This window comes from Romboutsia sp. 1001285H_161024_C4 (assembly GCF_015550185.1).
Taxonomy (GTDB): domain Bacteria; phylum Bacillota; class Clostridia; order Peptostreptococcales; family Peptostreptococcaceae; genus Romboutsia_C; species Romboutsia_C hominis.
The window spans coordinates 558,143-570,417 of the sequence record NZ_JADNAJ010000001.1; the positions used below are offsets into that span (position 1 = coordinate 558,143).

General features: G+C 24.9%; 13 protein-coding genes. 12 read left to right on the top strand and 1 reads right to left on the bottom strand.

Translation table 11 applies throughout. The annotated features are described in order from the left end of the window. Window positions 1–9 precede the first annotated feature (9 nt). The 3 genes from I1959_RS02910 to I1959_RS02920 all read left to right on the top strand — a co-directional run bounded on the left by I1959_RS02910 (window position 10) and on the right by I1959_RS02920 (window position 2,605). A complete protein-coding gene (locus I1959_RS02910) occupies window positions 10–681 on the top strand; it encodes a DUF4956 domain-containing protein (protein WP_195237049.1) in 672 nt (223 codons plus the stop codon). Between the two features lie 218 nt (window positions 682–899). Further along, complete coding sequence (locus tag I1959_RS02915; RefSeq protein ID WP_195237050.1) at window positions 900–1,550, top strand: sigma factor; 651 nt, start codon at window positions 900–902, stop codon at window positions 1,548–1,550. Between the two features lie 14 nt (window positions 1,551–1,564). Then, entirely contained in the window at window positions 1,565–2,605 is a 1,041-nt protein-coding gene (locus tag I1959_RS02920) for an anti-sigma factor domain-containing protein (protein WP_207733511.1), read from the top strand. 211 nt (window positions 2,606–2,816) lie between these two features. Here the strand turns inward: I1959_RS02920 and I1959_RS02925 are convergent, their stop codons facing one another. Next, window positions 2,817–3,527: a manganese catalase family protein gene (locus I1959_RS02925; protein ID WP_195237052.1), complete on the bottom strand. Its 711-nt coding sequence runs from the start codon at window positions 3,525–3,527 to the stop codon at window positions 2,817–2,819. Window positions 3,528–3,746: 219 nt separating this feature from the next. Between I1959_RS02925 and I1959_RS02930 the strand changes: the two genes are divergently transcribed. The 9 genes from I1959_RS02930 to I1959_RS02970 all read left to right on the top strand — a co-directional run bounded on the left by I1959_RS02930 (window position 3,747) and on the right by I1959_RS02970 (window position 12,257). Then, window positions 3,747–4,139, top strand: coding sequence for a hypothetical protein (locus tag I1959_RS02930; protein ID WP_195237053.1), 393 nt, complete (start codon window positions 3,747–3,749; stop codon window positions 4,137–4,139). Window positions 4,140–4,763: 624 nt separating this feature from the next. Then, window positions 4,764–4,976 carry a hypothetical protein gene (locus tag I1959_RS02935; RefSeq protein ID WP_242871332.1) on the top strand — a complete coding sequence of 71 codons (213 nt, stop codon included), beginning with the start codon at window positions 4,764–4,766 and terminating at the stop codon, window positions 4,974–4,976. A gap of 260 nt (window positions 4,977–5,236) precedes the next feature. Then, the gene (locus I1959_RS02940) at window positions 5,237–5,401 is read left to right on the top strand and encodes a hypothetical protein (protein WP_330615155.1); all 165 of its coding nucleotides are present in this window, start codon (window positions 5,237–5,239) and stop codon (window positions 5,399–5,401) included. A gap of 841 nt (window positions 5,402–6,242) precedes the next feature. Continuing rightward, the gene (locus I1959_RS02945; protein ID WP_195237054.1) at window positions 6,243–7,226 is read left to right on the top strand and encodes a linear amide C-N hydrolase; all 984 of its coding nucleotides are present in this window, start codon (window positions 6,243–6,245) and stop codon (window positions 7,224–7,226) included. Between the two features lie 510 nt (window positions 7,227–7,736). Next, a complete protein-coding gene (locus I1959_RS02950) occupies window positions 7,737–8,945 on the top strand; it encodes a S41 family peptidase (protein ID WP_195237055.1) in 1,209 nt (402 codons plus the stop codon). A 267-nt stretch (window positions 8,946–9,212) separates the two neighbouring features. Then, complete coding sequence (locus I1959_RS02955; RefSeq protein ID WP_195237056.1) at window positions 9,213–9,509, top strand: YciI family protein; 297 nt, start codon at window positions 9,213–9,215, stop codon at window positions 9,507–9,509. A 330-nt stretch (window positions 9,510–9,839) separates the two neighbouring features. Then, window positions 9,840–10,412 (top strand): helix-turn-helix domain-containing protein, encoded by a 573-nt coding sequence (locus I1959_RS02960; RefSeq protein WP_195237057.1) that lies wholly within the window; start codon window positions 9,840–9,842, stop codon window positions 10,410–10,412. Further along, window positions 10,413–11,483, top strand: coding sequence for a hypothetical protein (locus I1959_RS02965; protein ID WP_195237058.1), 1,071 nt, complete (start codon window positions 10,413–10,415; stop codon window positions 11,481–11,483). Window positions 11,484–11,651: 168 nt separating this feature from the next. After that, window positions 11,652–12,257 (top strand): superoxide dismutase, encoded by a 606-nt coding sequence (locus I1959_RS02970; protein WP_092926355.1) that lies wholly within the window; start codon window positions 11,652–11,654, stop codon window positions 12,255–12,257. Window positions 12,258–12,275 lie beyond the last annotated feature (18 nt).

Below are 12,275 nucleotides of genomic sequence, written 5' to 3' on the forward strand. Positions count from 1 at the left end.
GATGATATTATGAATCAAATTTTAAAAGGAAATATAGATTTAAACTCAATAATTCAAAATGCACAAACACCAAAATTTATTATACAAAGTATTATCATGACTATTGTTTTTTCTGCAATAATTTATTATACATATAAGCTTTCATATGATACGCTAAATTATAATAAGAAATTTAATATAACACTTGTTATGATAGCTTTTATAAGTACTGTTCTTATGGATTTAATTCAAAGTAATTTAGCCATATCTCTAGGAATGCTAGGGTCATTATCAATAGTAAGATTTAGAACAAATATAAAAGATTATAGAGATATAGGATTTATTTTTTGGAGTATGTCAGTAGGTCTTGCATCAGCCACACAAAATCTTTTTTTATGTCTAATAAGCTCTTGTTTAATAGCTTTATTTATGATTATTACGGGAAAAGAAAGTAAGTGTGGAAATAAATTATTGCTAGTTGTAAGAGGTAAAGAAGTTAATTTAAATACAATTCAAGAGATACTTGATAAATATAAAATTAAAAATAATATAAAAGCTAAAAATATATTAAGTGATTCCTTTGAAATAGTTTACGAGATAAAGGTATCAAATAATCAAGATAATTTATTGATAGATGACTTACTAAAGTTTGAAAAAATAGATAGTGTAAATGTATTAGCACCAAGTACAGAAGTTATATAAAGTACAAAAGTAGATAGTTTACTAAAGTATCTGCTTTTACTTATTGGATGATATGCAAATTAATAAATTAAATCAAGAAACTTCTATTAGTAATGTAATGGGACATTACCAAAATTAATTTTATCAATAATAAAAAGTATATAGTTAATCAAATAGAAAGTTATTTATTATATAAAACTAGCAAATATATTTCAAGAATCAGGATGGGAATAATAATTATGTCAAAAGAGGTATTTCAAAATGGTGATATAAATGAGATCGTTGAAGAAAATATCGGATTTATAATAAATACAATTTCAAAAGTTACAGGTAAATATGTTTCAATTGAAAATGATGATGAATTTAGCATAGGTCTTATGGCTTTTGTTGAAGCATTAGATAAATATAATCAAGAAAAAGGTCCATTTTTATCATTTGCAAAGATAGTAATTGAAAGCAGAGTAAAAAATTATTTGGTAAAAGAGAAAAAAAAGGTTGATGTTGTATCAATAGATTTATATAAGGAGATAGGAATAGACATAAATAATATCTTATATAATCCAATTGAAGATAAAACAGAACTTATAAATGAAATACAACAATTTAAAGAAGAACTTAATTTATTTAAATTAACAATGGAAGATTTAATAAAAGAAGCACCAAAGCATCGTGATACAAGGGAAAATGCTATTAATGTATCAAAGAAAGCAAGTAAAGACCTTGAGGTTACTGATTTTATGTATGAAAAAAAGAGACTTCCAATAAAAAAAATCTCTTTAAAATATATGGTTACAGAAAAAATCATAAATAGAAGTAAAAAGTTTATAATTTCACTTATAATAATTTTCTTTAAAAAATATAGAAACCTAATGTTATGGATAGGGAAATAGAGGTGACTAAGCTTATGTATTACAAAGGTATCGTTATGGAATTAAATAAAGACCATGTAATAGTTATGAAAAATAGTGGGGATATGTTAAAAATAAAAATTAAAAAGGGGTTATTGATTGGAGATATAATTATATTTACTGAAGAAGATATAATTAAAGAAAGTAAAGTTATAGAATTTAAAAATAAAAAATTGATAAAGCCATTGGCATTAGTTGCATCAATTTTCTTTATAATTATATTTAACTTTTCAGGTAAAGACAAAGAATCTATATCAAATCCATATGCATTAGTAACATTAGATATAAATCCAAGTATAGGGATTGAAGTTGATGAGAATAAAATAGTAGTTAATGCAAAAGGTTTAAATAAAGATGGAAAGAAAATGAATATGAAAGATTTAAATGGGAAAAGTCTTGATGAAGCAACTAAGATTATTAGATCCTATGTACAAAGTAATAAGGATATAAAGAATAAAGATTCAATGATAGTAGGGTTTGCATTTTTAGAAAATACAAACAATAAAGTATTTGAAAAAAGTATCCAAAATATAATAAGAAAGAACTTTAGTGGAGTTGAAATAGTTTATATGTATGGTTCATCACAAGATAGAGAAATGGCAATTGAAAAAGGGATAAGCCTTGGAAGATATAAAGTAGATGAGATAATAAATGAAGATTTATTAGAAGATACTATAGAAAATATGTCTGTTGATGAGCTTATAAATCTACTAAAAAATAAATCTACTCCAGTTTATTTAAATAAAGAAATAAAAGATGAACTTGAAGATAGATATGAAGACAATAAAGATAATGACGATAGTGATCGTGATTATAATGACAGTAACAAAGATGACGATGATAACGATCGTGATTATAATGACAGTAACAAAGATGACGATGATAACGATCGTGATTATAATGACAATAACAAAGATGATGAAAAAGATCGTGATTATAAAGATAATAACGAAGATGATGACGATAAAGATCTTAAATATAAAGATAATAACAAAGACGATGATAAAGATCATAATTATAATGATAATGATGAATAAAAAATATAGACTTATAATTAAAAAACAATAAATGTAAAAATATGGTACAATTTACAAATAAATTTAATTTCAATTAGTATCTAAAACACATTTAAAGTAAATATATCTAGGAAAAATGCCCTTGAAATCCATTTATTTGGGTTCTAAGGGCTTTAACTTTATTTTATAAATACCTAATTACAGTGTATATTTTAAATTGATATACTTAATGTTACTTTTTAGAATTTTTTCCAACTGGAATACTATCATTATTTATAGGGTTATCAAATGATGGTGGAGTAATATTTATTTTAGTATCATGGTTAGGCCCAGGAGTAGATAAGTCAAAATACAACTTAGAATCTTCTGTAACCCCAAAGTCTTTATTTGAGCCTGTACCTTTAACTTTATTTAATGCATCTCTAAATAAAGCATTATGTGCTTCCTCTCTATTAAGTAAGAAATCAATAGTTTCTCTAACGTATTTATCTTCAATTTGTCTATATAAGTATTCATATACAACTTTTGCTCTTTGCTCTGATGCTATATTAGATAATAAATCTGCAACTAAATCACCTGTTACAGTTACATAATTTGCAGTCCATGGTGCTCCTGATGAATTAATTAATACAGGTGATAATCCAGTTAATACGTGTGTTTCTATCTCTCCTGAGTCAACAGCCTTATAATTTACATCATGTCCGTTAAGTAAGTTTATAGTTTGAGCTACCATTTCCATATGACTAAGTTCTTCCGCAGCTATATCTAAAAATAAATCTTTTATAACAGGATCTTTTATTCTAAAACTTTGTGCCGCATATTGCATAGCTGCTTTAAGCTCTCCATTAGCTCCGCCTAATTGTTCTTGCATTAAAACTGCATATTGAGGGTTTGGTTTTTCAACTTTTACTTCTCTTAATAACTTTTTATCATGTTTAAACATTTAAATATGTACCTCCATTTGATCTTTGGTTAAAAATATATTTTCCAAATTAATGGAAATTATTCTTATTTGAATAAATAATGTGTTAATTTTTCTTTATGTAAAGTACATAATTAATACCTAAAGTAAAATTTAAGATATATTTAGAATTATTATATGGATTGTAAATTATTTTTCAAAGATATATTATTAAAGTAATACAAATTAATGGGGGGTTCGATGGATAAATACAATAAATTATTTAAGCTGACAAGAGCATTAACATACCTAGTTATACTTTCCGTACTTGTATTGATTTTTACTGGATTTATTATAGGAGAAGGAAAAATAGTACAGTATAGTATAAGTTTTTTTGTCATAAGTTTTATTTCATGCTTAGTCATAGGAGGAATTTCATTAATAATAAAAATCATATATCTAAATTCGATGGATAGAAAAAGAAGATTAATTAATGCTTTAAAAGATTTTTTATGTTCATTTATAGTATTATTTATTTTAGAATTTATTCTGAGAAGTTCAGGTATAAATTTAGGTAGTATTTTTAGTATAAGTTTTGGAAGTGCGGTAGGAATAAATTTCGGAGATTTAATATTCTTTAAGCGTAAAATTTAACTAGTCACTAAGAAGTTTTTTTATATATAGCAAAAACTTATAGAAAATTATCCTTAGAATCAATTCTAGGGAATTTTTATATTAATTAAGGGACAAACATTTACACACTCATAAATAACTTGTTTTTGTTATATTTTACTAGACTTCTAAAAATCTAAGTTCGATGAACAGGGTAATCCATTCCCTATACTGCATATGAAATTAAAATTATATTATAACTAAATAAATATAAATAGAGTAATAATATTATTACTCTATTTTTCATTCAAAAAACATATGATTTAATGAAAATATTCAATTATTTGGTAATTGGAAAATAATTGAATATTTAGTATAATATAATAAAGTTTGCAAACGTTATATTACAGGAATTAGAACTTTATTATATTATTAAGTAAATATAAATTTGAATTGGAGAATAATATGAAACCAAAATCTAAATACAATATAAAAAAGGGATTTAATATATGTTATTTTGCATTAGTTTGTTTTTGTTTCATTTTAACTATCATTAGGTGGATTAATAGTTTTAATAGTGATATTGTATTTATTAATAACACTATTACTTCACATATATCAAATTTTTCTTTAAGTATGCTTTTTTACTTGGCTTATGGTTATATTATGGTCTTATTTGATATTAAATTTCAATATGTAATTGTATTAGGTATAAGTTTGATTTTAGGAAATTTTGTATATGAATTATTTTTAAGCATTATAAACACGAAAGATATTGTTGATGCTATATACGGGTTAGCAGGCTCTTTATTATCATTTATATACTTAGTATTAATGAAGAAATATGGGTTGATTTTAAATGAACAAAAAGATAAATAATATACCAATCTATCACTTGGATTTATGAACAATTTTAATATATTACGAATTATTATTTTTAAATATAAAAAGGCTAGAAATTGATGTATTTTCAATGTTTCTAGCCTTTTTACTTACTATCTATCACGAAGTTATCTAACAGAGCTATTTTTAAAATTTATCATGAAAACACCTGTTTTAGTGTACATATACAAAATGCTAATTATGTAAAGCTATCGGAAGATGAAATAAATACTGTTCTTACCGATAATCAAGAGAAGTTGAATCTTACTAATAAACAGACGCAACGTTGGCATAAAAAATGTATGTGTCTTGTAGAATTTGAAAAACAAAGTAAGATGGATGACTGGTTAATAATAGATAAAATTGAAGATGTATTGGTTGGAACAAGTATCCCATACAATTATGATAAATTAAGATTCTAAGAGTATTTTTCTAGATATCTTTAAATGTTTTTTAAGATTAGTTAAAATTAAATTTAATAATAATTTAAGCTTAGTTTAAGTTTAGTTTAATTATTATGATATATTATAATAATTAAAAAAACTAGATTTCTAGAAAGGATCTGATTAAAATATCACAATTAATTGCAATAATTACCGCTATTTTAAGCTTATTGAATTACTCATTTTGGACAAACAATAATCTTGATTCTTTATTTAAATTATTTAGTGTAAGTGCACAAGGATTGTTAGTAATATTTACACTTTTTGCTATGATATCTTATTCTGGAAAAAAGCTTACATTCAATTATAGAAATTGTCCTTATAAAGTATTCACTATAAGATATTCAATATTATTAATTTCATTATTAGGAAATTTATCTATGTTTATTGTCTTATTCCTAAACTTTATAGGAAAAATAAATGCTTTGTAATTTAATTATAATATAACTATTTACTAAATTTCACTTTAGAGATTAGTTACGTATTTTGTATAAAATTAATGACATTAGGACACATTTAAGTGGAATTAAACAGGGTATATATGATAAAACTTTACAACAAGTATACACGGTCCTTTAATAATAAAAATTGATTAAGGAATAGGTGATAAAAGAAATACTTACGTATATAAGCAAAATTAAAATAGATAGTTTTTTATAAGGAAGAGTGCTTGATCTAGAGTAAATTGAATGTCTCGACAGGGTACATGACAACTTAAAGGGAAAATTAATAATAGAAATTTTTCTGTTTTGAATGGATAATCTTGGGTATAAAAAATATTAAATAAAAGATTATAATAAATTGACAGGAGATGATTTAAATGTGTACGCATGTTCACATTTCAAGCAACAAAAATAACTTTTATTGGGGAAGAACTTTAGATACTTCTTTTAATCCATTTGATATTGGTTCAAAAGTAACTATTGTTCCTAAAAATTTTACTTTAGATACACAAAGTAAACCATGGAAAACAAAATATGCTTTTTTAGGTATAAGTCTATCAGGCTCTACTTTATTTTTTGATGGAGTAAATGAAAAAGGACTTGCTGGAGGACTTTTATTTTTAAATGCATGTACATGGGATAAAAAAGACAACATAGAAAATGAAGGTCTTACAGCTATTAATAGTGGTGAAGTAATTCCTTGGATTTTAAGCAACTTTGAAAATGTTAGTGATATAAAGAAAAATATATCAAAAGTTGCAGTTACTGGTGATGATATTCCTGCATTAGGAGAGTTAGGTAAAGGAAACCCTATCACTGCTCATTATACTTTTACAGACAAGATGGGTAATTCAGTTGTATTAGAACCAACAAATAATGGACGTTTTAGAGTTTTTGACAATAATGTAGGTGTAATGGCTAATGATCCAACATTTGATTGGCATATGACTAATTTAGCAAATTATATTCAAGCACAAGGATTTAATAGACAACAAAATCATTTAAACAATAAAACTGTAATTACGCCAATTTCAAATGGTACAGGTCTACTTGGATTACCAGGAGATTATACTTCACCATCAAGATTTGTACGTGCAGTATATTTAAGAAATCTTATAGGAGAAGTTAGTGATGAAGAATCACCTGCTCAATTATTTAGTATTTTAAATTCTGTTTGGGTTCCAAAGGGAGTCGAACGCTTTTTTGAAGAGAAAGATGACTCAGATTTTTCAAGTTATATGTGTGCATATGATCAAAATTTAGGTAAATTATATTTACGTGTTTTTAATCATATAGATACAATGGAATTCTCTTTAGAAAATGTTAGAGAAAATGAGCTAGTAACTTATTCAGTTAACTAGAAATTAAGGAAAATAATTTTTATAAAAAGTATTAAAAAAGATTAACATATAGATATCAGATGGTTTTAGTGTATATAGTAATAACAAGCAAAAAATACATAAGATATTGTTATATACGTTAAAACCAACTAAAAAAGAGTATGTTTGCTGAAATATATTAATTTCAACAGACATACTCTTTTTTAGTTATACCTATTATTTAAGTTTATATTTTAATTAAAGTTTATAGCCATTAAAAATTACAAATGAATTTTCATCTAAGAATATATATACTTTATTTAAAGAATGAATTACTTGTTGTTTACGGTAAATATCGTAAATAAGATTAAGTTATGATGATGTCGATGTTACTAAGTATATGGCCAAAATAACGGTCAATGATAGTGAGCATGTTAAGATTTGGTTGGATTATAATGATAAATATAAAAAGAAGGTACTAAAGTTTATAAATTCAAAGTAAATATATAAAAACATTCTTTTACTTGTATTAAGGTTAATTAGGGGGATTGTATGAGGAAAATAATAAAATTAATTGTAATAATTTTTTTATTAGGTCTATTAATTGGATGTAGCAGTAATGATAAATTAAAAGAATTAACTAAAGAAGAAAAAGTACAGGATTTTGATTATTATATAAATACAATGAAAGAAAATTACGGCAACTTCGATGTATTTTATAATAAATACAATACAGAATACTTAGATTTATATGATGTTTTTAAAGAAGAAGTAGAAAACAGTAATAGCAATGAAGAATTTTATAACATAATGAACACTTTAATAAATTTACTTAGAGATGGTCATACCAATCTAATACCACCAGATAGCATAGATTGGTATATAAATTCATATAAAGAAAGTTATCAAGGTAATGTTTTAAATGATAAAGATTTAATAGATAAAAATAAAAAATGGAAAATCTACCTAGGTGAAAATAATGATTTACAAAGTTTAAATAAAAAAATTAATGAAAAGATGTTTAAAAATAATAAGGGGAATATAGAAACAAAGATAATTGATGATAAGATAGCGTATATTAAAATTAATAGTTTTGGAGAATTTACTAATGAAGATATTAATAAAATAAATGAGTTATATAAAGATATTAATAATTATAAGGACTATATTATAGATATAAGAGGTAATGGAGGTGGTAATACACAACTATGGATTGACCATATAGTAAGTCCTATAGTAAACAATATATATGAAAGCACGACATATGCACTTCATAAAGACGGAAAAATAACAAAAGAATATTATGAAGCAAGAGGAAATGATTTAAAGGACATAAATAAATTTCCTAACAAGGATATGTTAAAAAAAGTGAGAAATATAGAAGATTTTAAATATTACACTGAATATAAATTAAAATTTTCTAATGAAAGTATATTTGATGGTACAGAAAATAAAGAAGGTTATAGTGGAAATATATATTTATTGGTAGATAAAAGAGTATTTTCAGCAGCTGAAGGATTGGCTATATTTTGTAAAGATAGTGGCTGGGCAAAAGTTGTAGGAAATGAAAATAGCGGTGGGGACGGCGTAGGTATTGACCCTATAGTATTTAAACTACCAAATAGTGGTCTAGTTGTTAGAAGTACAACAGAGAAAGGTTTAAATACAGATGGAAGCAGTAATTTAGAAAATGGAACATCATTAGATTTATATATGAATTCCTTAGATGATTTAATCGAGTATATAAAAAATGATAATTAATAGTTGTAATACGTTCATCAAATCTAGGCACAGAGAATTAATAGATAAGTATAGCAAAGAAGGGTGGTAGAAGTTTACTAAATTTAATTACAAACTCTATCTTAGTATGTATATTACAAAAACTATGATAGAGTTATTTTATTTTGCTTAGTTAATAGTTTTTAAATGTATTTTTAAGGGTATTTATCATTTTAAATAAGTTAAGTCTAATTATAGAAATGCTAGTTAAATATATTTATCATACATAGTCAAAGGAGCATAATAAAAATGAAATATTTTATTGTTGAAGGAAAACTAAAAAATCAAAATCCAATTGATGAAAATATCATGAAAAAGCACATGGCTTATTCTCAAAAGGCAATGGATGAAGGATTAATATTAATGGCTGGACTTAAAGAAAATATGAGTGGAGGACTATTTGTTATGAAGGCAGAATCTATTGAAAAAATAGATGAGTACCTATCTAACGAGCCACTTAAACTTTCTGGTATACAAGATTACAACGTTATGGAGTTTTTACCTCATTACTTTAATCAATCGCCTAGTGAATGGTTTAATAACTAATTTATAAAAAATTAATTGAACGTATTTATAAAACTAGTATGTAAAGGGTAGATAAAATTAAAAATAGACTATAAAATAATTGTACTTTAGTGATTTAAATATATAAATTAAAGTACAGTTATTTCTTAAGTTGCTATATTTACTAATATATTTTTTATTTAGTAAGTTTTTTATTCTTATTATAACCACACTATAATTAAAGAGTTTAGAATAAGATAGTTAATATTTATTAATAAAGAGGAACGAAACGTTCCTCTTTTTTATTTAATAAATAACCCAATAATATTGAATAATAACCCAAAATGGGTTATTATTTAATGGGTGATAAGAATGGATAATTTAGGAAAAAAACTCAAAGAAGCTAGAAAAAGAAAAAATATAACTCAAGAAGAACTAGCTAAAAGGATTGGAATAAGCAAACATGCAATAGCAAAATATGAACAAGGGCAAAGAGAACCTAATTTAAAAATACTTACAAGTATTATAGATGAGCTTGAAATGGACTTTTGGGAAGTAGCACAAGATGCTAATTTAGAAATAGAAGCAGCACCTCCTTATGAAGAAGGTATTAAATTTGGCGATGAGGTATATGAAAAGGCTATGAAAAAGTTAGATGGAATGTTTAAGGAAAAAGATATTAAGTATCTTGGCAAAGAGGAAATGCTAAAAAAGGTGCTTTGTGAAAATAGAGATTTAGGAGTTAACAGAAGGCTTATATCAATGTGTCATAGGGAGTATTGTAAGAGGTTTGGTGTTGAGAACAATGGTGTTATAAGTTTTGATAGTTACACATACTTTGATGATTTTAAGAGGGAGTTTTATGATGATCTTGTAAGGGCTTTATTGTTTACTGTTGAGCTTAAGATGAAGGAAGCTGAGGGTAGGATAAAGAAGGAGAAGTAAATGAGCAATATACATATAGATTTAAATGATATACATGAAAGAGAATTACATCCATTTTTAGTAAGGTATCTTGCTAAAAAGATGAACATATATACAAAAACTATATTTCACGAAGTATCAACTAAATTAGGAAAAGGAAAAAGTGAATGGTTACATCCAGATGTAGTTGGTTTTAATTTACCAGTTGAAAATTGGGATGAAAAGGTATTAGAACTTTGTGGTAACTTTTCTATAAATAGAGCTACTATATACTCTTTTGAATTAAAAAAAACTATAACTATAGAAACCTTAAGAGAACAATTTTTCCAGGCTGTATCTAACTCTAGTTGGGCAAATGAAGGGTATTTGGTAGGTGTTGATATAAATACTGATGATATAGAACTAATGCAAGAGATAAAGAGATTATCTAGTGCATTTAATATAGGAATTATAAAATTAAATTTGATTAATGTAGAAGATAGTGAAATATTAATTCAACCAAGAAGAAAAGAAAAACTTGATGGTGAAACTATAAACAAGTTATTTAGTATAAATAAAAACTTCAAAGATTTTGTACGAGTAGTATTACATAGCATAAAGATAAATCAAGTGGTACATAATGGGCTAGACAAAGTAGTATCAGAAAAAGAATTAAATGATATATTAGATGTGGATAGACCAGAAGGTATAAAAGATGAGGGTGAAAATTCTCCTAGTACAGATATAAACAGTGAGTGTTTAGGATTAGATTCTGATTTTACAGGAAAATCTCCAAACTGTATAGAAATAGAGAGCAATAAAATAACTGTTTCATTTTGGAAAGATATCTATATAAAAGTGTGTGATTATTTAATAGATAGAGATAAGGAAAAGTTTATAAAAGTGGCTATGGACATAAGAGGAAAGAAAAGACTTTACTTTGCAAGAGAAAGTAGTACTATGAAAGCACCGTATTATTTAAGTGAAGTAGATTTATATTTAGAGATAAATCTAAATGCTAATAGTATTATGGGGATAGTTAAGAAGTTGTTGATTGGATATGAAATTAATGAAAGTGAAGTTAAAATATATGTAAATAAAAATAATATATAAATAAGATTAAAAATTAGAAAACAAACTAAAATATTGTTAAATATATTTTACTTGGGTATAAATATAAGAAAATAAAAATATAATAATGAAGTATTTACTAAAAATCAATAGGAATTAGATACTTATGTTTTTTAATAAGTACGAGCATTAAAATAAGAGGTGTTTAAAATGTTTGATAAAATAGTATTACCTTATGGATTTCACGATTTAGAACCGTATATAGACGAGGATACTTTAGAAATTCACTATGGAAAGCATCTTCAAACTTATGTTAATAATCTAAATAATATATTAAAAGGCTATGAAGAATTTACTAAAGGAAAAACATTAGAAGATATATTAAAAAATGTATCTAGTTTACCAGAAGAAATTAGACAGTCTGTAATAAATCAAGGTGGTGGAGTTTACAATCATAATTTATATTTTGCAAATTTATCTCCAAACCCTTGCGAAATACCAAAAGGAGATTTACTAAATAAGATAAATGATACTTTCGGTAGTGTTGAGAACTTAAAGAGTGAGTTAAACAAACTTGCTATATCTAAGTTTGGTTCAGGTTATGCATCTTTACTTATGGATGAAAATAAAAATTTATATGTAAAAGCTACATCTAATCAAGATACAACTCTTGAACAAGGGTTAACACCTATACTTACAATAGATGTTTGGGAACATGCTTATTATTTAAACTATCAAAATCGTAGAGCTGAGTATGTTGAAAATATATGGCATGTAATTGATTGGAGCAAAGTCGAAAAATTATATGAGAAGTAGATGCTATTTTGAGATAAA